The 22,757-nt window shown below is 73.5% G+C and carries 21 protein-coding genes; 5 read left to right on the forward strand and 16 right to left on the reverse strand.

All coding sequences use genetic code 11. From position 1 onward, the window contains the following. Window positions 1-5: 5 nt before the first annotated feature. Complete coding sequence (locus ACI79R_RS11175; RefSeq protein WP_456573689.1) at window positions 6-1,664, reverse strand: N,N-dimethylformamidase beta subunit family domain-containing protein; 1,659 nt, start codon at window positions 1,662-1,664, stop codon at window positions 6-8. Window positions 1,665-1,873: 209 nt separating this feature from the next. Here ACI79R_RS11175 and speB point away from each other — a divergent pair, with 209 nt between their 5' ends. Together speB and ACI79R_RS11185 are read left to right on the forward strand one after the other, a co-directional pair. Further along, entirely contained in the window at window positions 1,874-2,857 is a 984-nt protein-coding gene (gene speB, locus ACI79R_RS11180; RefSeq protein WP_456573690.1) for an agmatinase, read from the forward strand. After that, complete coding sequence (locus ACI79R_RS11185; protein ID WP_456573691.1) at window positions 2,854-4,320, forward strand: gamma-aminobutyraldehyde dehydrogenase; 1,467 nt, start codon at window positions 2,854-2,856, stop codon at window positions 4,318-4,320. The genes speB and ACI79R_RS11185 overlap by 4 nt, the downstream gene beginning before the upstream one ends. A gap of 45 nt (window positions 4,321-4,365) precedes the next feature. Here ACI79R_RS11185 and ACI79R_RS11190 read toward each other — a convergent pair whose 3' ends face one another. From ACI79R_RS11190 to ACI79R_RS11255, 14 genes are all read right to left on the reverse strand, one after another. Then, window positions 4,366-4,782 carry a hypothetical protein gene (locus ACI79R_RS11190; RefSeq protein WP_456573692.1) on the reverse strand — a complete coding sequence of 139 codons (417 nt, stop codon included), beginning with the start codon at window positions 4,780-4,782 and terminating at the stop codon, window positions 4,366-4,368. After that, window positions 4,779-5,576, reverse strand: a complete 798-nt coding sequence (locus ACI79R_RS11195) for an acetoacetate decarboxylase family protein (RefSeq protein ID WP_456573693.1) — start codon at window positions 5,574-5,576, stop codon at window positions 4,779-4,781. The genes ACI79R_RS11190 and ACI79R_RS11195 overlap by 4 nt, the downstream gene beginning before the upstream one ends. An 86-nt stretch (window positions 5,577-5,662) precedes the next feature. Further along, window positions 5,663-7,354 (reverse strand): amidohydrolase, encoded by a 1,692-nt coding sequence (locus tag ACI79R_RS11200; protein ID WP_456573694.1) that lies wholly within the window; start codon window positions 7,352-7,354, stop codon window positions 5,663-5,665. After that, complete coding sequence (locus ACI79R_RS11205; RefSeq protein WP_456573695.1) at window positions 7,351-8,100, reverse strand: ABC transporter ATP-binding protein; 750 nt, start codon at window positions 8,098-8,100, stop codon at window positions 7,351-7,353. The genes ACI79R_RS11200 and ACI79R_RS11205 overlap by 4 nt, the downstream gene beginning before the upstream one ends. After that, a complete protein-coding gene (locus tag ACI79R_RS11210) occupies window positions 8,097-9,815 on the reverse strand; it encodes a branched-chain amino acid ABC transporter ATP-binding protein/permease (RefSeq protein ID WP_456573696.1) in 1,719 nt (572 codons plus the stop codon). Before ACI79R_RS11210 ends, ACI79R_RS11205 begins: the two co-directional genes overlap by 4 nt. Continuing rightward, window positions 9,802-10,659, reverse strand: a complete 858-nt coding sequence (locus ACI79R_RS11215; RefSeq protein ID WP_456573697.1) for a branched-chain amino acid ABC transporter permease — start codon at window positions 10,657-10,659, stop codon at window positions 9,802-9,804. The genes ACI79R_RS11210 and ACI79R_RS11215 overlap by 14 nt, the downstream gene beginning before the upstream one ends. Window positions 10,660-10,687: 28 nt before the next feature. After that, window positions 10,688-11,878 carry an ABC transporter substrate-binding protein gene (locus ACI79R_RS11220; protein ID WP_456573698.1) on the reverse strand — a complete coding sequence of 397 codons (1,191 nt, stop codon included), beginning with the start codon at window positions 11,876-11,878 and terminating at the stop codon, window positions 10,688-10,690. Between the two features lie 217 nt (window positions 11,879-12,095). Continuing rightward, window positions 12,096-12,893, reverse strand: coding sequence for an SDR family NAD(P)-dependent oxidoreductase (locus tag ACI79R_RS11225; protein WP_456573699.1), 798 nt, complete (start codon window positions 12,891-12,893; stop codon window positions 12,096-12,098). Next, on the reverse strand, window positions 12,890-13,822 hold the full coding sequence (locus ACI79R_RS11230; RefSeq protein WP_456573700.1) for an LLM class flavin-dependent oxidoreductase: 933 nt from the start codon (window positions 13,820-13,822) through the stop codon (window positions 12,890-12,892). Before ACI79R_RS11230 ends, ACI79R_RS11225 begins: the two co-directional genes overlap by 4 nt. A 52-nt stretch (window positions 13,823-13,874) precedes the next feature. Then, window positions 13,875-15,128 carry an NAD(P)/FAD-dependent oxidoreductase gene (locus ACI79R_RS11235; protein ID WP_456573701.1) on the reverse strand — a complete coding sequence of 418 codons (1,254 nt, stop codon included), beginning with the start codon at window positions 15,126-15,128 and terminating at the stop codon, window positions 13,875-13,877. Window positions 15,129-15,131: 3 nt separating this feature from the next. After that, on the reverse strand, window positions 15,132-15,329 hold the full coding sequence (locus tag ACI79R_RS11240) for a ferredoxin (RefSeq protein WP_456573702.1): 198 nt from the start codon (window positions 15,327-15,329) through the stop codon (window positions 15,132-15,134). Next, window positions 15,326-16,216: a fumarylacetoacetate hydrolase family protein gene (locus tag ACI79R_RS11245; protein ID WP_456573703.1), complete on the reverse strand. Its 891-nt coding sequence runs from the start codon at window positions 16,214-16,216 to the stop codon at window positions 15,326-15,328. The genes ACI79R_RS11240 and ACI79R_RS11245 overlap by 4 nt, the downstream gene beginning before the upstream one ends. Next, window positions 16,213-17,118 carry a DODA-type extradiol aromatic ring-opening family dioxygenase gene (locus ACI79R_RS11250; RefSeq protein WP_456573704.1) on the reverse strand — a complete coding sequence of 302 codons (906 nt, stop codon included), beginning with the start codon at window positions 17,116-17,118 and terminating at the stop codon, window positions 16,213-16,215. The genes ACI79R_RS11245 and ACI79R_RS11250 overlap by 4 nt, the downstream gene beginning before the upstream one ends. 2 nt (window positions 17,119-17,120) lie before the next feature. Further along, window positions 17,121-18,593: an aldehyde dehydrogenase gene (locus ACI79R_RS11255; protein ID WP_456573705.1), complete on the reverse strand. Its 1,473-nt coding sequence runs from the start codon at window positions 18,591-18,593 to the stop codon at window positions 17,121-17,123. Between the two features lie 91 nt (window positions 18,594-18,684). Between ACI79R_RS11255 and ACI79R_RS11260 the strand changes: the two genes are divergently transcribed. Then, window positions 18,685-19,389 carry a gamma-glutamyl-gamma-aminobutyrate hydrolase family protein gene (locus ACI79R_RS11260; protein WP_456573706.1) on the forward strand — a complete coding sequence of 235 codons (705 nt, stop codon included), beginning with the start codon at window positions 18,685-18,687 and terminating at the stop codon, window positions 19,387-19,389. 31 nt (window positions 19,390-19,420) lie between these two features. On the opposite strand, the gene ACI79R_RS11265 is transcribed toward ACI79R_RS11260, so the two are convergent. Further along, a complete protein-coding gene (locus ACI79R_RS11265) occupies window positions 19,421-19,987 on the reverse strand; it encodes a MarR family winged helix-turn-helix transcriptional regulator (protein WP_456573707.1) in 567 nt (188 codons plus the stop codon). 115 nt (window positions 19,988-20,102) lie between these two features. Between ACI79R_RS11265 and ACI79R_RS11270 the strand changes: the two genes are divergently transcribed. Further along, window positions 20,103-21,371 carry a cytochrome P450 gene (locus ACI79R_RS11270; RefSeq protein ID WP_456573708.1) on the forward strand — a complete coding sequence of 423 codons (1,269 nt, stop codon included), beginning with the start codon at window positions 20,103-20,105 and terminating at the stop codon, window positions 21,369-21,371. A gap of 11 nt (window positions 21,372-21,382) precedes the next feature. Further along, window positions 21,383-22,723, forward strand: coding sequence for a glutamine synthetase family protein (locus ACI79R_RS11275; protein WP_456573709.1), 1,341 nt, complete (start codon window positions 21,383-21,385; stop codon window positions 22,721-22,723). Window positions 22,724-22,757 lie beyond the last annotated feature (34 nt).

The raw sequence follows: 22,757 nt of genomic DNA on the forward strand, positions 1-22,757 counted from the left end.
CGCGTTCACCGGCTGGTGAAGCGGTCGAGGACGTTGCGGACGATGCGGTCGACGAACGGGTCGCCGACGGAGAGCGCGTAGGGCCACTCGGTGCAGCCGCCGTTGAAGACCTCGCCCTCGCCGCGGGTGAAGGCGGCGATCATCCCGGCGCCGCGCATCTCCCCCTCGTGCACGTAGTCGGGGAGGTCGTCGCCGAGCGCCCGGTTGTAGTCGTAGACCTCCTCCTCCGGGCCGCCGATGGGCAGCCGGCCGCCGAAGCGGTCCTCCTCGCCGCGCACCGCGGGGACCAGCGCCAGGATCTCGAGGGTCTCGGGGGCGCCGTCCTCGAACGTCGGGTAGGGCAGCCCGCGCCGGAACGTGTACTCCACCGAGTCCACCTCGAAGGCGGCCAGGAACGTGGGCGCGCCGCCCAGCAGGTCGCCGTAGTAGAGGTCGGTGCCCTCGAAGGCCCAGTGCTCCGGCCGGTAGACGGTGAAGCCGCCCGACGAGCGCGGCGTCGCCGTGCCGTAGCGGGTGTAGATGCCGCCGAGCCCGTTGAGGCCGATGGTCGTGGCGCCGGGGCGCCCGACCGACTTCGCCTCCCAGTTGGTCGTGGCCCGCTCCGGCCGCTGCGCGGCCTCCGGGTCGAGGGAGGGCAGCCGGTAGCAGTACTGGGTGCGGCCGTCGTCGCTCAGGCGCACCTGCCACTGGTAGTTGCCGCCGAGGCGGGCCAGCCCTCCGCCGCCGTCGACGAACCGGTCGACGGCGTCGCGCATCTCCCACGACCAGTACTCGTCGTGCCCGACGACGACCACGCAGGAGTAGCCGTCCAGCACGGTGACGTCCTCGTGCAGGTCGTGCTGCGTCAGGTAGTCCAGCTCGTAGCCGCGCTCCTCGGCCCACACCACGAACAGCCGCTCGTAGGTGGCCCAGAAGCTGTCGGCGTGGTGCCGGCTGTAGCCGTTGAGCCGCGCCCACTCGTAGGACGGGTAGCGCGGGGCGCCGCCGATGGGCGGGGTGGTGTGGTTGGCCTCGCGCGGCGCACCGGCGGGCTTGCGGATCATGCCGCGGGCGATGGGCCGCTGGGTCGAGGACAGGGGGCTGCCGGCGTCGCTGCGCGGGTTGTCACCGAGACCGCGGTAGTGGTTGGCGCCGCCCCAGTCGTTGTAGGCCAGCATCGTGCTGGTCGTGAGCACCAGCGCGATCGCCGGCCGCTGCTCCCGCGCGGCCCGGAGGGCGAAGAAGTGCTCCCGCTCCCACAGCTCGCCGTCCGACAGCACCGCCCGCACCGTCACGACGTAGAAGCCGGGCCGCCAGTCGGCGGGGATGGGCACCTCGAGCCCCACCGGCCAGCCGCAGCCGTTCGCGTAGGCGTCCTCGGGCGCGGGGTGCCGGTCGGCGGTGACGCCGTCGCGCGACCAGACCACCTCCGGGCGCGCGCCGTCGCGGCAGATCTCCACGGTGAAGCCGGGCACGCTGGCGCTCAGGTGCAGTGCGACGGTGTCGCCGGGCGCGTAGGAGAACCGGTCGGCGTACACCCAGACCTCCTCGGCGTCCGGCCGCGCGTAGGCGCGCTCGGACGGCCAGCCCGACGGGGACCAGGCGAAGGCCGGCTTGCCGGCGACCGAGGCCGTCCCCTCCCCGGGCGCCGCCTCCGGAGTGCTGCTGGGGGCTTCCACGGACATCCGGCCTCCTGTTCCTCGCCCCGGCGCTCCGCCGGGTGCGCTGCTCACTGTGCGGCCCCGCGACCCTCGGACACCGGGGCGGTTCGTCCAGTCCAGCATCCCCGCTTGGACGAACCATCCAATCGAGGGCGGTCGTCCAGGTGCTGTTGCATGGCGCGGAGGCCGGGCTCCCAGCCCTGTGCCCCCATCTCCCGAGGAGTCGTCCCCCCATGCTCGAGCCACCGCGCCGCGTCACCGCCGACGGCCGCGTCGGTCCGGTCGACGCCAGCGTCGTCCCCCGCTTCGCGGGACCCGCGACGTTCGCCCGGCTGCCCCGGGTCGACGAGGTCGGCGACGTCGACGTGGCCGTCGTCGGCATCCCCTTCGACGCCGGGGTCAGCTACCGCCCCGGCGCCCGCTTCGGGCCGGCGCACATCCGCGAGTCCTCGCGGCTGCTGCGCCCGTGGAACCCGGCGGTGGAGGTGGCGCCGTTCGGCCGCCAGCAGGTGGCCGACGCCGGCGACATCGCCGTCAACCCCTTCTCCATCCCCGAGGCGATGGCCACCATCGAGCGCTCCGCCGACGCCGTCCTGGAGCGCGCCGGCCGGCTGCTGACCCTGGGCGGCGACCACACGATCGCGCTGCCGCTGCTGCGCTCGCTGGCCCGCAGGCACGGGCCGGTGGCCGTGGTGCACTTCGACGCCCACCTCGACACGTGGGACACCTACTTCGGGGCGGCGGAGACCCACGGGACCCCGTTCCGACGGGCGGCCGAGGAGGGGCTGCTGGACGAGACCGGATGCCTGCACGTGGGCACCCGCGGCCCGCTCTACGGCGCCGACGACCTGGTGCAGGACGCCGAGCTGGGCTTCCAGGTCGTGCCCGCCCGCGACATGGAGGACCTCGGCACCCGGGGCGTCATCGAGCGCGTCCTGGACCGCGTCGGCGACCGGCCGGTGTACGTCTCGGTCGACATCGACGTGCTGGACCCGGCCTTCGCCCCCGGCACGGGGACGCCGGAGTCCGGTGGCCTGCTCAGCCGCGAGCTGCTCGCCGTCCTCCGGGCGTTCGCCGGCACCAACCTGGTCGGCGCCGACGTCGTCGAGGTGGCCCCCGCCTACGACCACGCCGAGATCACCGGCATCGCCGCGGCCCACGTGGGCTACGAGCTGCTGTCGGCGATGGCCTGCCGGCCGGCCGGGGGTGCCGCGTGAGCACCACGACCGACACCGCGCAGCGGCCCGTCGTCGTGTCCAACGTGATCGACGGGCGCAGCGTGCCGGCCGCCTCGGGCCGGACCAGCGACGTCGTGGACCCCTCCACGGGGGCGGCCTACGGCACCGCGCCGGTCTCCGGGCCCGAGGACGTCGACGCGGCGTTCTCCGCCGCGGCACGGGCGTTCGAGACCTGGCGGGACACCACGCCGTCGGAGCGCCAGCGCGCCCTGCTGCGCATCGCCGACGAGCTGGAGCGGCGGGCCGACGAGTTCGTGCGCGTCGAGGCCCGCGACACCGGCAAGCCGATCGGGCTGACCGCGACCGAGGAGCTGCCGCCGATCGTCGACCAGATCCGGTTCTTCGCCGGCGCCGCCCGGGTGCTGGAGGGCCGGTCGGCCGGCGAGTACCTGCCGAACCTGACCTCGATGATCCGCCGCGAGCCGGTGGGCGTCTGCGCGCAGATCACGCCGTGGAACTACCCGCTGATGATGGCGGTGTGGAAGTGGGCCCCGGCCGTGGCGGCGGGCAACACCGTGGTGCTCAAGCCCTCCGACACCACCCCGGTCAGCACCGCCCTCATGGCCGAGCTGATGGCCGAGTTCCTGCCGCCGGGCGTGGTCAACGTCGTCTGCGGGGACCGCGACACCGGCCGGCTGCTGGTCGACTCCCCCGTGCCGCAGATGGTCTCCATCACCGGGTCGGTCCGGGCCGGGATGGAGGTCGCCGGCCACGCCGCCCGGGACCTCAAGCGGGTGCACCTGGAGCTCGGGGGCAAGGCGCCGGTCGTCGTCTTCGACGACGCCGACGTCGCGGCCACCGCCGAGGCGATCGCCGCGGCCGGGTACTTCAACGCCGGCCAGGACTGCACCGCCGCCACCCGCGTGCTGGCCACCCCCGGCATCCACGACGAGCTGGTCGCCGCGCTCGCCGAGCAGGCCCGCGCGGTGCGCGTGGGTCGCCCGGACGACGCGGACGTCGCCATGGGCCCGGTCAACAATCCGCAGCAGCTGGCCCAGGTGGAGGGGTTCCTGTCCCGGCTGCCCGACCACGCCGCGATCGCCGCCGGCGGCGGGCGGCTGGACGGCGACCTGGCCGCCGGGTTCTTCCACGAGCCGACCGTGGTCACCGGCCTGCGGCAGGACGACGAGATCGTGCAGACCGAGGTGTTCGGCCCGGTCATGACCGTGCAGCGGGTCGCCGACGAGGAGGAGGCCGTGCGCTGGGCCAACGGCGTCCGGTACGGGCTGGCCTCGAGCGTGTGGACCCGCGACCACGCCCGGGCGATGCGGCTGGCCAGGCGGCTGGACTTCGGCTGCGTGTGGATCAACACGCACGCGCCGCTGGTCGCCGAGATGCCGCACGGCGGCTTCGGCCACTCCGGCTACGGCAAGGACCTGTCGATGTACGGGTTCGAGGACTACACCCGCATCAAGCACGTGATGAGCAACCTCGAGGGCTGATCCGGGGAGGCCGTCCGGCGCCGCGCGCCGGACGGCCTCCCGCGGTCAGCCCGGGAAGTGCTGCTCGATGAAGGCGTCCACCCCGGCCTGGTCCTCCTCGAGGATCCGCGCGCCGGCGAGGTCACCGTCCCGGAAGTGGTAGAGGCACCGCCGGCCCATGACCAACTCCTCACCGGTCGCCGCGATCGTCAGGCGCTCCCGGTAGTGGCTGAGCGCGTACTCCTCGTCGCCGGCGATCGGCGAGAGCAGCTCCTCCTTGACGATGTCGCCCTTCTCGCGGATCGCCGGGAAGTAGGTCTCGAAGGTCCACGCGGTGTCGTGCACCCCCGAGAACCGGTGGTGTCCCGGGTAGTGCAGCACCGTCCCGGCGGTCCAGCGCTCCCGGGCCCACGCGCCGTCCCCGCTGAGGAGGTCGTCGTAGTACCGGCGCAGGAGCTCCACCGCCGGGACGGCGGTGCTCACCGGTGCGCCAGCGTGGTGCCGCCGTTCCAGGAGACGCCCACCTGGCGGTAGTAGCCGCCGATGATCTCGCGCACCGGCAGCAGCGAGCCCAGCTCGTCCCACGGGGAGTCGGCGAGGGTCAGCTCCGCGTCGCCGGCCCAGGCCGGGCCGAGGTCGGCGTCGTAGCCGCCCATGGTGACGATCTCGTCGAGCGCCCAGTCGCCGCCGCGCTCGATGGCCCGCACCTGGCGGTGGTGGACCATCGGGTGGGCGTTGACGAAGCCGTTGCTCTCCGCCGGCCCGGTGATGGTGAGCCGGGCGGTGGCCAGCCGGTGGTCGTGGGCGGCCAGCGTCGCGCCGAAGCGGCCGCCGGGCGCCAGCCGCGGCGCGGCCTTGCCGTGCGGCATCGCCCGCGTCATGTGGATCGAGCCGAGCTTCTTCGGATAGCCCTGGTGGATGCCGCGGGCGATGGCGAAGTCGGTGGTCACCCAGATGAGCACGCAGCGGGAGTACGTGACGCCCTCGTACCGGCAGCGGACGACGGCGAAGGCCTCCTTGTACTGGCTGCGCGTCGGCTCCAGCAGCTCCTCGCCGCCGTCGGAGCAGGACTGCCAGTCCGCCCAGATCAGCGCGACGGCCTCCGGGTCGTCCTCGGCGAGCTCGAGCTCGGGCGGCAGGAGGGCGCGCACCTTGTCGACGTCGGTGCGGTACTCGACGGTGAGCAGGTCTCCGCTGTAGTGCCACGGCGGGGAGGGCACCAGCGCCGACTTGCCGCTGGCGGTGAACGGCGGGGCGAAGCCGAGGAGGTCCGACACGAGGGTCCTTCCGTGGTCGTTCGGGTCCGTACGAACATAGGCGGCAGAGGGTGCGCCGTCCAGGGGGCGGGGCGGTGCGGGAGGGCTCAGGCCCGCTCGAAGACGACGTCGCCGTCCAGGACGGTCATGTCGACCGGCAGCTGCGGGATGTCGTGCGGGTCCGCGGTGAGCAGGCTGCCGCCGAGCACGCAGAGGTCGGCGACCTTGCCGCGCTCGAGGCTGCCCTTCCAGTCCTCGGCGAGGTCCTGCCAGGCCGGCTCGATCGTGTAGGCACGCACCGCGGTGGCGAGGTCGACCCGCTCGGCGGCGCCGCTGACCCGGCCGGTGGCCTTGGACTCGCGCAGCAGCATCCCGGCCACGCCCACCCGCCAGTCCGGCGCGGTGACCGGGGCGTCCGACGAGCTGGCGACGTGGATGCCGGCCGCGACCGCCGAACGCACCGGCCACTGGGCGGCCGAGCGCTCCTCCCCCAGCATCTCGTCCATCAGGTCGGAGATCGTGGCCTTGATGCCGGGGTTCATGTTCAGCCCCCAGCCGCCGGCGGCCAGCCGGCGCCGGGCCTCGGGGCCGGTGAAGTCGCCGTGGATGAGGTAGTGCCGGGAGGCCGCGCCGGGGTGCGCCCGCTCGGCGGCCTCGAACCCGTCGAGGACGGCGTCGATGCCGGCGTCGCCGGTGACGTGCACCCCGACCTGCAGGCCGGCGACGTGCAGCAGCCGGATCATCTCGGCCAGCTCCACGGCCCGCTCGTGGTCGTTGTCGCCGTGCACGCACAGCGAGCCGTGCCCGCCGTCGGCGTAGGGCTCGTGCATGAACGCCGTCTTGTTCGGCGGGATGCCGTCGGCGAACAGCTTGCCGCCGACCAGCCGCACCCGGCGCGGGTCGACGTCGCCGGGCAGGTCGATGTCGCGCAGGCTGCGCGCCACCTCCGCCGCCGAGCCGGACATGTCGCTGGGCAGCCAGAGCACGCTGACCCGGGCACCGAGCCCGCCGCTGCGGGCGAGGTCCAGGTAGGTCTCCAGGGTGCGCGCGCCCATCGCGCCGCCCATGAGGTCGCCGCCGCCGGTGCCCAGGCCCGGCTCGGTGTAGCTGGTGATGCCCAGCGCGTTCAGCCGGGCCACGGTCGCGGTGATCGCGGCCCGGCGGCGCTGCTCGTCGAGCTGCGGCAGCACCTTCTGCACCAGGGCCTGCGCACCCTCGGCGAACAGGCCGGTCAGCCCGCGCTCGGGCTGGCGGTACACGACCCCGCCGGGAGGCGCCGTCGCGTCCTCCGGCACGCCGGCCAGCTCCAGCCAGCGGGTGTTCACCCAGGCCAGGTGCCGGGAGAAGTCCTGCAGGTAGACCGGGTTGTCCGGCGACACCTCGTCGATGTCCCACCGGGTCGGCAGCCGCTCCCCCGTGCGGGTCTCTGCGAGGTAGCCGAGGTCCCAGCCGTTGCCGACCAGCGGCACGCCCGGCCCCTTCGCCGCGACCTCGGCGGCGATCGCGGCGCGGACGTCGGCCAGCGAGCGCGCGACGTCGGAGGAGACGTCGAACTCCAGCGGCGGCAGGCTCGCGCCGTAGGCGCAGCCGTGCAGGTGCGAGTCGTTGATGCCCGGCAGCACCGTGCGCCCGCCGAGCTCGACCACCCGGGTGGCCTTGCCGGCCAGGGCCAGCACCTCGGCCGTCGTCCCGGTGGCCACGATCCGGCCTCCGGAGACGGCGACGGCCTCGGCGACGGTGAAGTCGCGGTCGACGGTGAGCACCTCACCGTCGACGAGCACCAAGTCCGGCGCGCTCACCGGGTCTCCTCGCTCGCCGTCGCGCCGTGCGCCTGGACGCCGCCGTGCCCGTCCGCCTCGCCGGAGAGGTAGGCCTGCCGCAGCAGGTCGGGCCGGGCGCGGAGCACCGCGGCGTCCTCCGACAGCAGGATCGAGCCGCGCTGCATGACGTGCGCGGTGTCGGAGATGGTGAGCGCCAGCGCGGCGAACTGCTCCACGAGCAGCACCGCCCGCCCCTCGTCGGCCAGCTGCCGCACCAGGGTCATCAGCTGCCGGACGATGACCGGCGCCAGGCCCAGCGACAGCTCGTCGAGCAGCAGCACCTTGGCGTCGCGGCCCACGGCCCGGGCGATCACCAGCATCTGCTGCTCGCCGCCGGAGAGCAGCACCGCGCGCGAGTCCTGCCGCTCGCGCAGCCGCGGGAACAGCTCGTAGGCGCGGTCCAGCGACCCGGCGCCGCCGGCGGCGATGAGGTTCTCCCGCACGGTGAGCTCGCTGAACACCGTCCGGCCCTGCTCGACGTGCGCGACCCCGGCGCGGGCACGCTTGAGCGCGCTGGTCCGGGCCAGGTCGGTGCCGTCGAGCTCGATCCGGCCGGAGGTCAGCGGCAGCGCCCCCGAGACGCCCTCGAGCAGGGTGGTCTTGCCGGCGCCGTTCGGGCCGAGGAGCACGGTCACCTGCCCGGCCGGCACCTCCAGGGAGACGTCGCGCACGACGGGCAGCCCGCCCCGCGCGATCGACACACCGTGCAGCGACAGCCCGCTCACGCGACCTCCACCTCCTCGCCCAGGTAGGCGGCGACGACCCGCGGATCGGCCAGCACCTGGGCCGTCGGACCGGTCGCGACCAGCTTGCCGAAGTCCAGGACGGTGACCGTGCCGGCCGCCAGCTGGACGTGCTCCATGTCGTGCTCGATGAGCAGCACGCCGACGCCGAAGCGGGCCGGCATCTCCCGGATCCGCTCGGCCAGCACCAGCGACTCCGACTGGGCCAGGCCCGCGGCCGGCTCGTCCAGCAGGAGGACGGCGGGCCGCGCGGCCAGCGCCCCGGCGATCTCCACCAGCCGGCGGGTGCCGATGTCCAGGCTGCCGATCGGCACCGAGCCGTCGGGGAGGCCGAGGAAGCCGCGCAGCTCGTCGAGCTCCGCGGTCGCCAGCCGCCCGCGGGCCGCCAGCCGGACGTACTCGGCGATGGTCAGCTCGGGGATGGTCCGGTCGGTCTGGAACGTCCGCCGCAGCCCGGACCGCGCCCGGTCGGTCGCCGACCGGCGGGTGATGTCCCGCCCCTGGAGCCGGATCGCCCCCTCGGTGCGCGGGGCGAAGCCGGTCGTCACGTCGACGAAGGTGGACTTGCCCGCGCCGTTGGGGCCCACCAGGGCGGTCACCGCGTGCGGGTGCACGGTCAGCGAGACGCCGTCCAGCGCCGTCACCGAGCCGTACCGGACGACGAGGTCCTCGACCTGCAGCACCGGTTCCCCGGTCTCGGCCGGTGGCGGCGGGATGTCGCCGGGCACCGGGCCGGTGAGGTCGGCGGTCGTGCGCTGCCCCTTCGCCCGTCTGGCGCGGATGCCGGTGCGGATCTGCTCGGCCAGCCCGCCGCGGCCCCGGCGCAGCGCGTCGATCGCGCCGATCGCGAAGACCAGGTCACCGATGTTCTGCGGCAGGTCGAGCTGGCGCAGCAGCTCGGGGAAGAACACCGTGAGCGCCCCGGCGATGAGCGCGCCCTCGATGAACTGGGCGCCCATCATCACCGCCACCGCGAAGACGACCAGCGAGAGCACCGGCCGGAAGTTCTCCGACGACAGCAGGCCGTTGAGGCCGCCGAGCAGCGCGCCCGACGAGCCGGCGAGGAACGCGCTGACGACGAACGCGGTCAGCTTCGCCGTCCGCACGCGCACGCCCATGGCCGCCGCCGCCCGCTCGCTGGAGCGCACCGCGCGCCAGGCCAGGCCGATGCGGCTGCGCAGCAACAGGGCCACGCCGATGCTCACGACGAGGAAGTAGCCCCAGGCGAAGAAGAAGTAGTTCACCGGGTCCAGCAGCGTGTCGCCCGGGTCGATGCCGATGCCCTGGCCGGCGCCGGGGAAGCTGCGGCGCACCAGGTAGGTGTCGACGGCCGCGGCGAAGCCGAGCGTCACCACCGCCAGGTTGATGCCGCGGACCCGCAGGGCCGGGATGCCGAGGAGCAGGCCGACCGGCACGGCGGCCAGGCCCCCGATGACGACGAGCAGCGGGAACGGGACCGGCCACTTTTCCTGGCTGCCGAGGGAGACCACCCATCCGCCGACCGCCGCGAAGCTCATCGTGGCCAGCGAGAGCTGGCCGGCGGCGCCGGTGACGATGCCGACGCTGCGCGCGGCCAACGCGGTGATGATCGCCGAGGTGATGAGGAAGAGGTTGTAGCTGGTCACCAGCCACGGCGAGGCGGTGATCAGGACGACCGCGAGGGCGCCCAGCACGAGCATCGGGTCAACGCGACGCATCCCAGGCCTCCTTCCGCTTGCTGTACAGGAGGACGAGGACGATCACGAGGAAGGAGATCGACCCGCGGTAGGGCGCCACCTCGTCGACGGTGACGATCGCGCCCTCGAGCAGACCGATCAGCAGACCGCCGAGCACGGTGAGCCACAGGCTGGTGAACCCGCCGATCAGCCCGGCGGCCAGGCCCGGCACCACGAGCAGGCTCAGCGAGGACACACTCGCCGTGCGGGACGGCGCGACGAGCAGGATCGCGATGCACGCGGCGGCGCCGCTCAGCGCCCAGACCGCCACCGACAGGCGGCGGGCCGGGATGCCGAGCAGCTCGGCGGTGCGGGGCCGCTGGGCGATGGCCCGCAGCCGGACACCGACGACGGTCCGCTTGAGCAGCAGGGTCACTCCCCCGGCCAGCAGGACGGCGAAGGCGATCGCGCCGATCGCCGTCCCCGGGATGACCACGCCGGCCACCTCGGGACCGCTGGCAGGGAGCACGTCGGGCGTGGCCCGGGCGTCGTCGCCGAACACCCAGAACCCGACCGCGAGGATCCCGATGAGGACGGCGATCGACGCCGTCGACCGCACCTCCACCCGGGCCTCGCCGAACCACAGGGCCATGGCGGTGCCGGTCAGCGTGGCGACGGCGGCAGCCACCACCACGCCGACCAGCACCGCGAGCACCAGGGGCAGGTCCTGCGCGTAGAGGATGAAGGTGACGTAGGCACCCGCCACCCCGATCGCGGCCTGGGCGAAGTTCAGGACCCCGACCATGCTGTACAGCAGGACGATGCAGACGCCGATCGCCGCGTAGACGCCGCCGGACACCAGCCCGCTGATCGAGGACTGCAGCATGGAGCGCTTCTCCGGATTCCGGGGGAGATCAGTCGGGCAGGGTCTGCCAGTCCTCGGAGATCGTCACCCAGCCGTCCGGGGTGGCCTGCACGATCTTGCTGGCCTGGTTCGGGTTGTGGCTGTCGGCGTCACCGAAGGTGTAGGGCGTCCCGATGAGCGGGGTCTCGATCGGCTCCAGCTCCTTGAAGGCCTGGGTGACCGACTCGCGGGTGATGTCGCCGTCGATGCCCTCGAGGACGTCGACCATGATCGTGGCGGCGACGTAGCCGGCCAGGGAGTCCGAGCTCTGCGGCAGGCCGTTGTCGTCCATCAGCGTCCGCCAGTCCTCGAGCGCCTCGGAGTCGCCCGACCAGGGCTCGAACTCCGAGTTCACGTAGAGACCCCAGGAGTTGTTCGCGGCGAAGGCGTCGAGGATCTCGGTGTTGTAGCTGACCGTCAGCGCGATCCAGTCGATCGTCTCCAGGGCACCCTGGGCCTGCGCGGCCTTCATGACCGTGACCGTCTGCGGCGGGTTGGAGTTGAAGGTGACCGCCTGGCAGCCGGCCTCCTTGGCCCGCAGCACGGCCGGGGTCGGGTCGTCGTTCACCGTCAGCGAGGTGTCGACGAACAGCGGCTCCTTGCCGGTGATCTCCGTCCAGCGCTCGACGGCGGCCTCGTAGCCCTCGGTCAGCCCGGGGACGGTGAGGATGACGGCGCAGACCTGGTCGTGGCCGAGGGTCTCCGACGCGAAGTACAGGAGGCTGGTGTAGCCGGCGAACGGGCCGGTGTTGACCGGGCTGATGTTCGGCGAGGAGAAGCAGGCCGGGTCCACGCCCAGGCCCTGCACCGCGACCAGCTCGCTGCGCTGGTAGGTGGCCGCGTTGGCGCTGCAGTCGACCAGGCTGGCCGACCCCACGTTGGCGACGACGTTCTGCTGGTCGATCAGCTGCCGGCTGGCCTGCGCGGCGGCCGAGGGGTCGCCGCGGTCGTCGACGACCGTGTAGTTGATCTCCCGGCCGTTGATGCCGCCGTCCTCGTTGACGCGGTCGAACACCGCCTGGGCCGCGCCGGTGGGGTCGGCGAAGGCGACCGGACCGCTCAGCGAGGACACCGCGCCGAGCTCGATCGGGCCGTCGGTGTCGCCACCGCCGCCGCCGGCGGCGGAGTTGCCGCACGCGGCGACGACCAGGGCGACGGCCGGGACCGCCAGCAGTCGGGTGGGCCGGGAGAGGAGTCTCATGACGGGGCTCGCAATCTCAGGGAACCGCCCGGCGAAGGCGGCGGCGGGGGTGACGGGAGGGCCGGAGAGACCGGCCACAGGTCGTTCGGGACCGGTCGTTCGGGCCCGTACGTGTGCGCAAGAGGGAGTAAAGGGGGCGCCCCCGCCCTGTGTCAATGACTTGACGTGGCCTGCCTCACAGCCGTAACACGGACGCCGCACGCCCGTTGCGAACCGCTCAGCGCGCGCGGACGGCGAAGTCGAACGGCACCGTGCCCGGGTCCACCAGCACCGTGCCGCCGTCGACGGTGAGGCACGCGCCGTTGACGTAGGAGGCGTCCGGCCCGGCCAGCCAGGTCACCGCGGCGGCCACCTCGGCGGCCTCGGCCGGGCGCTGCTGCGGCACCAGCCGGGTGACCTCGGCGTAGGCCTCGTCGCGGGACAGGCCCAGCGGCCCGCCGAACTCCGCCATCTCCTCGTCGGCCATCTCGGTGCGCACCCAGCCCGGGCAGACCACGTTGGCGCGCACCCCGCGGGCGGCGAAGTCGCGGGCCACGGTCTGGGCCAGCATGACCAGCCCGGCCTTGCTCACCGCGTAGGCCGCCGACTCCCCCGGCGCGCGCAGCGCGGCGATCGAGCTGACCGCCACCACGGAGCCGCCGACCTCGAGCAGGTGCGGCAGCGCGGCGCGCAGCAGGTGGAAGACCGAGGTCAGGTTGGTGTCGAGGACGTCGTCCCACGCCCGCGGGTCGGTGTCGAGCACGCTGCCGGTCGCCATCACCCCGGCGTTGGCGACGACGCAGTCCAGCCGGCCCTCCACGGCGACGACGTCGGCCACGAGCGCGGCGACCCGCTCGGGGTCGCGGACGTCGCAGACCGCCGGCCGGGCCCCGGTGCGCGCGGCGACCGCCTGCAGCGGCGCCTCCCGCCGGCCGGTGACGACCACCTGCCAGCCCTCCCGCGCGGCGCGCTCGGCGACCGCCGCCCCGACGCCGGTGCCGGCGCCGGTCACGAGCATCGTGCGGATGCCGCTCACGAGGTCAGCGCCTCGACCTTGCGGGTCAGCGTGGCGAGGAAGCCGGGCAGCTCCTTGGCGTCGTCGATGTACATCGACGGCTTGAAGCAGATCGTGGTGAACCCGGCCTCGACCTGCGCCGGCAGCGCCTCGAGCGCCTCGTCGAGGTCGGCCGCGGCGGTGGCGTCGGGGAACCGGCCGCGGATGCCGCCGATCATCTCCAGCTCCTCGATCGACCGGCCGGCCGCGGCCATCCCGTCGGCGAGCATCGCGAGGTCGGCCTCCGACGGCGTGCCCAGCGGGCTGAACCCGTGCCCGTAGCGCACCAGCCGGCGCAGCAGCGGCGGGTGCATGTGCTGGCCGCCGAACCAGAACCGCGGCCCGTCCGGCCGCCACGCCCGCGGCTCGACCCACACGTCGTCGAAGGAGAAGAACTCCCCCGAGTGGCTGATCGGCCCCGGCCCCCAGCACTTGGCGAGCACCTCGAGCTGCTCGTCGAGCACCCGCCCGCGCTTGGCGAACGGGACGCCGAGGGCGGCGTACTCGTCCTCGTGCCAGCTCACCGTGGGGAGCACGACCAGCCGGCCCTCGGCGAGCAGGTCGAGGGTGGTGAGTTCCTTGGCCAGCATCAGCGGGTGCCGCAGCGGCGCGATGATCGCGCCGGCGACGATCCGCAGGCGCTCGGTCGCCGCCGCGATCCCCGACATCAGCACGATGGAGCTCGGCCAGGACATGTCCGGCTCCTGGTTGCCCGGGTACGCGTAGTCGCGCGGGTTCTCCATGACGCCGAGGGCGCCGGCCGAGGGCCCGAGCACCACGTGCTCGCTGAGCTGGACGGCGTCGATCCCGGCCTGTTCGGCCTCGACCGACATGCGGACCAGGGCCCGCATGTCCCGGGGATCGGTGATCGTCCAGTTCTCGGTGAGCACCATGACCAGCTTCGGGCGCAACGTCTCTCCTGTGGCGTCGGGGGGAGGGTGGTGCGGGAACTGCGGGGAGTGCTCAGGCGCCGGTGACCTGCGCGACCCGGCCGACCTTGGCGCGGTAGGCGTTGACCTCGCGCAGCATGCCGAGGCCCACCACGCCCACCAGCTCGTCGTCGCGCGAGTAGCCGAGGACGCACTCGCCGGACAGGTCGCCCTCGAGCAGCCGGATGCCGTCGGGCTCGGCCAGCGACGGCATGCCGTAGGACTGCAGCCGCAGGTCGTACTGGTCGCTCCAGAACGCCGGCAGCACCTGCCAGTCCTGGGCGACGGCCTCCTCGTAGCCGGCGCCCGAGAGGAGCGCGGCGAGGACGGCGCCGGCGCGGCGGCCGGTCTCGGTGGGGATGTTCCAGTGCTCCACGCGCCAGGCGGCGTCGTCGAAGCGCGTGTTGGGGAACCGGGCGATGTCGCCGACGACGGCGACGCCGTCCAGCGGGCCGACCCGGTCGGCGGCCGCGCCGACCACGACCGGGCGCAGCGCGGTGTCGGTGAGCACGCCGTCGGCGAGGTCGAGGCCGTGGCCCTCCAGCCAGTCGGTGTTGCACCGCGACCCGAGCGCCTCGACGACGACGTCGGCGGCCAGCTCGGTGCCGTCGCTGAGGACGACGCCGCGCACCCGCTCCTCGCCGGTGAACTCCCGCACCCCGGTGCCGAGGTGGAAGCGCACCCCGCGCTCCTCGTGCCGGCGCTGCAGCTCGGCGGCCAGCTCGACGCCCAGCGGGCGGACCATCGGGTGGGAGTCCACGGCGACGCAGTCGACCTCGCAACCCAGCAGCCGGGCCGTCGCGGCGACCTCGCAGCCGATGAAGCCGGCGCCGATCACCACCAGCCGGGCGCCGGGCACCAGCTCGGCGCGCAGCGCCTGCGCGTCGTCCAGGGTGCGGACGACGTGCCGGCCCGCGGCCGCCGTCGCCGGCGGGCCGGGGACGTGCAGCCGCCGCGCGCTGACCCCGGTGGCGGCGACCAGCGCGTCGGCGGAGATGCGCTCGCCGGTGGCGGTGGTGACCTCGCGCTCGTGCAGGTCGGCGGCGGTGACCGTCTCCCCCAGGCGCCAGGTCACGTCCGCGACGCTGGCGCGCATTCGGAAGGCAACGGTCGCGTGCTCGACCCCGCCCTTGAGCGCCTCCTTGGACAGCGGCGGGCGGTTGTACGGGGCCCACGGCTCGTCGCCGAGGACGAGCACCTCACCGGTGAAGCCGCCGGAGCGCAGCCCCTCGGCGGTGCGCAGCCCGGCCATGCCCGCGCCGACCACGACGACCCGCTGGGCGGCCACGGCTCAGCCCTCGATGGTGATCGCCTGCACGGGGCAGACGTCGGCGGCGTCCTCGCAGGCGGTGCGCAGCGACTCGTCCGGCTCGTCCACGAGCACCTCGAGCCGGCCGTCGGCGTTCAGCTGGAACACGTCCGGCGCGGCGAAGACGCACTGCCCGTGGTCCTGGCAGACGTCCATGTCGACGACGACCTTGAAGCTCATCGCGCGTTCTCCGGCTTCTCCTCGACGAGCGAGGGGTAGAGGTCCTTGGACGGGGTGCGGATCCCCCGGTACTCCCAGTCGCCGCCGAGGGCCGTGGAGACGACCTCCTCGCTCTCGGTCGGCTGGGCCCCGACGTCGCCGCGGATGGCGACCGGGCCGGTCACGATGTGGTTGGTCAGCCGGCCGAGGCCCTCGACCTCGACCTCGACGACGTCGCCCGGCTGCACCGGCCGGCTGAAGGCCGGGGTGCCCGAAAACAGCATGTCGCCGGGCTCGAGGGTGATGGTGCGGGCGATGTCGGCGACGAGGTAGTGCATGTCCCACTCCATCTCGTCGGTCGACGCCTCCTGCTTCACCTCCCCGTTGACCAGGGTGCGCAGCGTCTTGCCGCGGAAGTCCCAGCCGGTGACCAGGCCGGGGCCGACCGGGGCGAGGGTGTCGCTGCCCTTGACCCGCAGCATCGAGCCCGCGTCGGTGTCGCGGAAGTCGTGCAGGCCGTAGTCGTTGCCGACGGTGTAGCCGGCGATGTAGTCGGCCACCTGGTCGGGGGCGACGTTGCGGCAGGTGCGGCCGATGACGATGACGATCTCGCCCTCGTAGTTCAGCCACTTGCAGCCCTCGGGCCGCACCACCGCGGCCTTGTGGCTGTTGAGCGCCGAGACCGGCTTGTGGAAGTACGTGGGCGCGGCCGGCAGCCGCGTCATGAACTCCTCGGTCCGGCTGGTGTAGTTCAGGTGGACGGCGATGATCTTGCTGGGCTGGCCTGGCGGGAGGTGGATCGCCTCCTCGACGCCGACCTCGCGGCCGTCGGCGGCCACGAGGGTCTCCCCCTCGCGGCGGACCTGGACGGGGTAGCCGTCCAGGAGGACCCGGCGGTACTCGGTCATGCGGCGGCCTCTCCTCGGGCAGCGGTCCAGCCGGCGGCCGGACGGTCGAACCAGATGTGCACCTGACCGGTGCCGACGGAGTTCTCGTACTCCCCGTACAGCCGGCCGGGGGCGGTGACCGCCTCCTCGCCCAGGGCACCGATCATCTGCAGGTAGTGGCAGAACTTCGCCTCGGGCTTGTACCGGAGGAACTCCGGCATCGTCTGCAGCACCCGGGCGTGGTCACCGGCCTCGAACCAGGCGATCCGCTCGAGGTCGGCGGCGCAGGCCTCGGGGGTGAAGATGTTGCTGAGGTCGGCGCTCTCGTGGTCGCGGATCTGGCGCAGCGGCCAGAAGGTGTGCGACATGGCGCCGGAGGCCAGCAGCAGCACCTTGCGGTCGGTCGCCTCGATGGCGTCCCTGATCGCGCGGCCGGCGCGGAGGAAGTCCTCGGTGTCGCCGGTCTGGCAGACGCTGATGCTGATCCACTTCTTGTCCGGCAGGCCCCGGCCGAGGTAGTGCCAGAGGTTCACCGTGGCGTAGAAGATCGGCAGGTAGGGGTCGTCGATCGCGGTGATCCAGGTGTCGCGCCCCGGTGCCGCGGCCTCGATCGCCCGCGCCAGCTCCGGGTCGCCGGGGAAGTCGTAGGGGATGCGGCACATCCCCCGCGGCAGCTCCTCGGAGGTGAACAGCCCGGCGCGGCGGTCCTGCGCGGTCACCACGAACTCGACCGTCGTCGCCCAGTGGCTGTCGAGCACCAGGACGGTGTCGTAGTCCAGGACGTCGAAGACCTCGCGGCGCAGCTGCTCGAGCCCGGAGACGAGGGTGGAGTCCTCGCCGTTGTTGAGCTCCCGGCGGGTCTCCTCCGGCAGCATGATGGTCGGGACGTGCGCGAGCAGCCCCGCTCCGACTACCTGTCCCATGGTCAGGCCCACCCTCCCGGCGCGAACACGCTGTTCTTGACGTCGCAGTAGAAGTCGAAGCTCCAGTCGCCGCCCTCGCGGCCGATGCCGCTGCGGCCGTTGCCGCCGAAGGGCGCGGCCAGGTCGCGCACGAAGAAGCAGTTCACCCAGACGGTGCCGGCGTTCAGCGCGGCGCTGATCCGCTCCGCCCGCTCCTTGCTGCCGGTGACGAGCGTGGCGGCCAGCCCGAACTCGGTGTCGTTGGCCATGGCCACGCCCTCGTCCTCGGTGCCGAAGGTCTGTAGCGTCAGGACCGGCCCGAACACCTCGTGGCAGACGATCTCGCTGGTCGGGTCGATGCCCGTGAAGACCGTCGGCCGGTAGTAGGTGCCGCCGGTGGCCTCGTTCAGCTCGGTGTTGGGCTCCCCGCCGAGCAGCACGGTGGCGCCGTCGGCCTTGGCCCGCTGCACGAACCCGTCGACCCGCTCGAGGTGGGTGCGGCCGATCAGCGGGCCGATGCCGGTGGCCTCGTCGCGCGGATCGCCCTGGACGACCGCGCGCGCCTTCTCCAGGAACGCCTCGGTGAACCGCTCGGCGATCGACTCCTGCACCAGGATCCGGACGGCGGCCAGGCAGACCTGGCCGGAGTTGTCGAACTGCTCGACGGCCAGGTCGACGGCGAGGTCGAGGTCGGCGTCGTCCATCACCAGCAGCGGGGACTTGCCGCCCAGCTCGAAGGAGACCGGGGTGATGTTCGCGGCGGCGGACTCCCCGATCTTCTGCGCGGTCGGGACCGAGCCGGTGAAGCTGATCCGCCGCACCCGCGGGTCGGCCACCAGCGGCGCGCCGGCCTCGGTGCCCATGCCCTGGACGACGTTGAACACGCCGGCCGGGAGGCCGGCCTCGGCGGCGATGTCGGCCAGCAGCGAGGCGGTCAGCGGTGCCCACTCCGGCGGCTTGGCCACCACGGTGTTCCCGGCGGCCAGCGCCGGGGCGATCCGCCACGTGGCGAGCATCAGCGGCGCGTTCCACGGGGTGACGACGGCGGTCACGCCGGCCGGGTCCCACGAGACGTGGTTGCGGTGGCCGCGGGTCTCGAAGTCGTCGTGGTGCAGCTTGAGCAGGTGGTCGGCGAAGAACCGGAAGTTCATCGCCACCCGCGGCATGACCCCGCGCCGGTGCGAGCGCAGCAGGGAGCCGTTGTCCCGGGTCTCCAGCTGGGCGAGGTCCTCCAGCCGCTTCTCGATGCCGTCGGCGATGCGGTGCAGCACCGCGGCCCGCTCCTCCGGCGCCGTGCGCGACCACGCCGGGAACGCCGCGGCGGCCGCGGCGACCGCGCGGTCGACCTCGGCGGCGGTGCCGCGGGCCACCTGGGCGATGACGGTGCCGTCGATCGGCGAGACGTCGTCGAAGGTGTCGGCGCCGGCGACCCGCTCGCCGCCGATCCAGTGGCGGGTGTCGACCTCGACCCCGGCGACCACCGCTGTGTGGCTCATCCTCGCTCCTCCACGACGGCTTCCCGGCAGGCCCCCTGCCGGACTATCGTTCGGGCCCGAACGTACGGACACCACCCAGGGGAGTCAAGACGTGCCGCGCAGCCCGCTCATCGCCGTTCCGGGGCGGTTCTCCGCGTCCGCGTCGGCCCTCCGCTACCGGGCCCTGGTCAACGCGCAGGCCCTGCTGGAGAGCGTGCGCGCCGCCGGCGGTGAGCCTCTCACCGTGCTGCCGCACGCGCCCGGCGGCGAGGTGGACCCCGACGCCGTCGGGGAACGGCTGGCCTTCGCCGACGGCGTGCTGCTGCCCGGGGGCGGCGATCTGTCGCCGACCCGGTACGCGGCGGCGGCCGCCCACGACGAGGTCTACGACGTCGACGACGAGCAGGACGCCTTCGACCTCGCGGTGGCCACCTGGGCACTGCGCGAGGGCGTGCCGCTGCTGGCGGTCTGCCGGGGCCTGCAGGTGGTCAACGTGGCCACCGGCGGCACGCTCGAGCAGCACATGGAGGTGCCGCACCGGCACGTGCGGCACGAGGTGGTCGTGGACGGCGGCTCGCGGCTGGCCGGCACCGTGGGCACCCGCGCCGAGGTCTCCTGCTACCACCACCAGCGGATCGACCGGCTGGGCGAGGGGCTGCGCCCGGTCGCCAGCTGCACCGACGGCGGGGTGGAGGCGGTGGAGGCCGACGGCGCGCGGGGGTTCTTCCTCGGCGTCCAGTGGCACCCCGAGGACACCGCCGCCGAGGACCCGCGCCAGTCCGCGGTCTTCGCCGCACTGGTCGACGCGGCCCGCTGACCGGCCGGCGGCCGGCCGGCCTGGGGGCCGGTCAGTCGCTCAGGACCCCGGCCTCCGGGTCGCGCGGCGGGCCCTGCACCTGGGCGACGACCTTGCGCAGGGCGGCGGTCATCGAGGTCGTCTCGGCGTCGCTGAGGCCGGCGACCACGAAGGCCTCCTCCTTGTTGAACTGGGGGAAGACCGACTCCATGAGCTCCTGCGCCGCGGGCGTCAGGGAGAGCAGCACCCGGCGCGCGTCGTCGGGGTGGGTGCGCCGGTGCAGCAGCCCCCGCGCCTCCAGCGTCTTGGCGACGCCGGTCAGCGTGCCCTTGGAGATGCCGGCCTCGGCGGCCACGTGGCGGGTCTCGATGTCACCCCAGATCCACACGACCCACAGCACCACCCAGCCGGTCCAGGTCAGGCCGTGCGGCGCCAGCACCGTGCGCTCGAGGTGGTTCCGGATCTCGCTGGCCGCGCGGTAGACGTTCTGCACCGCCGCCATCGCGTCCATGTCCAGCGACAGGCCGGCGATGCGGTCGACGACGGCCTTCTCGGTCGCGGCGAGCGTGTAGTGGCTCTGGCCGGGCGCGGCGTCGACGGCCCTCGCGTAGCGGCTCACCGCGCGCGGCCGGGGACGCGGCGACTCCGCGTCCACCCTTGTCCAGCCATGTGTCGGAGCCTACAGTCCACCGCAACGTTCGGGAGCAAACGAAGTGGACGGGAGACCCGGAGGAGTGAGCCGTACACCGGACGAGGTCGATCTGTCCGACCTCGACGCGTTCGAGCAGGGCCGTGCGTGGGAGATGTTCGACGTCCTGCGCGAGCAGGAGCCGCTGCACTGGAACGAGGAGCCCGCACCCAACTCGGGCTTCTGGTCGCTGACCCGGCACGCCGACATCGTGAAGGTGACGCGGGACGAGGAGACCTTCTCCTCCGAGCTCGGCGGCGCCAACCTCGAGGAGCTCGACGCCGAGCAGATCGAGGTCCGCAAGTCGATGCTGGAGACCGACGGCGTGCGGCACGCCGCGCTGCGCAAGCTCACCCAGCGGGAGTTCACCGCCCGCTCGCTGGTGGGCTACGAGGCGTTCCTGCGCGGCCTGACCCGCAGCACCGTCGACGCCGCCCTCGCCCAGGGCTCGTTCGACTTCGTGCACGAGGTGAGCGCCGACTTCCCCATCCGCGTGCTGGCCCGCCTGCTCGACGTGCCGGAGGCCGACGCCCCGCAGCTGATCGAGTGGGGCAACCGGATGGTCGGCAACAGCGACCCCGACTACGCCGACGTCCTCGCCGACTCCCCGGAGAGCGAGCAGTACCGGCTGCTGCCCTTCCGCTCCCCCGCCGCCCTCGAGGTGTTCGAGTACGGCTTCGAGCTCGCCCGGCAGCGCCGCGGCGCCGAGGGCCGCGACCTGGTGAGCAAGCTGGTCAACGAGACGCCGGAGGACGGCCTCCCGCTGTCCGAGCGGGACTTCCGCAACTACTTCCTGCTGCTCGTGGTCGCCGGCAACGAGACCACCCGGCACGCCATCAGCCACACCATGGCCGCGCTGCTCGAGCACCCCGACCAGCTGGCCCTCCTGCAGGAGCGCCCGGAGCTGATCCCCGGCGCGGTCGAGGAGTTCCTGCGCTGGGCCTCGCCGGTCTACCACTTCCGCCGGACCGCGACCCGCGACGTGGACCTCTACGACCGGACGATCCGCGCCGGCGAGAAGGTCGTGGTGTGGTTCGCCTCGGGCAACCGGGACTCCGCCGTCTTCGACGACCCGTACCGGTTCGACGTCACCCGCACGCGGGTCGACCACCTGACCTTCGGCAAGGGCGGCCCGCACTTCTGCCTCGGCAACCAGCTGGCCCGGCTGGAGCTGCGGATCATGTTCGAGGAGCTCATCCCCCGCATGACCCCGCCCCTGGCACACACCGGCCCGGTGACCCGGGTCCGGTCCAACTTCATCAACGGCATCAAGACCTTCCCGGTCGCCGTGCCGTCGCCCGTCCCCGTCGGTTGAGGAGAGACCACATGAGCAGCGAGCGGAGCACGGCCGAGGTCGCGGCGGACCTCCGGGAGCGGGGCATCGACATCGTCCGCGTCTCCTACTCGGACCTGATCGGCACCGACCGCGGTCGTGACGTGCTGGTCGACGAGCTGGGCACGGCGATGGGGCACGGCCTGGCGTTCTGCCGCGCCGTCTACCACACCAGCCCGCAGGGGGACGTCATCCCGGTGACCGGCGGCCTGGAGGACGGCCTGCCCGACATCAAGGTCGTCCCCGACCTGTCCACCCTCGCCGACATGCCGTGGGAGCCCGGTGCGGTCTGGGCCATCGGCGACGCCCACGACCCCGACGGCGAGCCCGCCGCGGAGTCCCCGCGCGAGCTGGTCCGGCGCATCTCGGGGCGCCTGGGCGAGCTGGGGGTGAGCGCCGTCGTCGGCCCGGAACTGGAGTTCTTCGTCGTCCAGCCCGACGGCAAGGGCGGCTGGAGCCGGTACGGCGACGACCCGGGCAACGTCTACGTCGTCGGCCGCAAGGGCGACCCGCACGGCATCCTGCTGACCATGCTGCGCCAGCTGCGCGCGGCCGGGTTGCGAGTCACCGCCGCCAACCACGAGTTCTCGCCGGGCCAGTTCGAGATCAACCTCGACCACTCGGAGATGCTCGACTCCGCCGACCGCGCCTTCCGGCTCAAGTCCGGCGTGCAGGAGATCGCCCGGCACAACGGCTTCATGGCCACCTTCATGGCCAAGCCGTTCAACGACGAGGGCGGCAGCGGCTTCCACCTGCACATGTCGCTGGTCGACCACGCGGGCGAGAACGTCTTCGGCGACCCGGCCGGCCCGCACGGCCTGTCGGCCACCGGGCTGTCGGCCATCGCCGGCGTCCTGGCCCACGCGCCGGCGCTGGCCGCGCTGCTCAACCCGACGATCAACTCCTACAAGCGCTTCGGGCCCGACACCCTCGCGCCGTGGCTGATCGACTGGGGCCTGGACAACCGCAGCGCGATGATCCGCATCCCCCCGGAGCGCAGTGGCGCCAGCCGGATGGAGGTGCGCCTGGGCGACGCCACGGCCAACCCCTACCTGGCCAACGCGGCGATCGGCGCGGCCGTCTACCTCGGCATCAAGAACGGCCTGGAGGCCCCGGCACCGCTCGAGGGCTACGGCTACGACCCGGAGAAGGCGCCGCTGCTGCCGCAGCGGCTGGCCGACGCCCTCGACGCGCTGGAGGCCGACACCGAGCTGCGCGAGGTGCTCGGCGACCGCTTCGTCGAGTCCTTCCTCGCCTACAAGCGCAACGAGGTCGAGCGCTTCGAGCGGCACGTCACGGACTGGGAGTTCCGCGAGTACGCGTACCACCTCTGAGGCCGCCCCGTTCCGCACCACCCAGACAAGGACC

The sequence above is a fragment of the Blastococcus sp. SYSU D00820 genome (assembly GCF_054050695.1).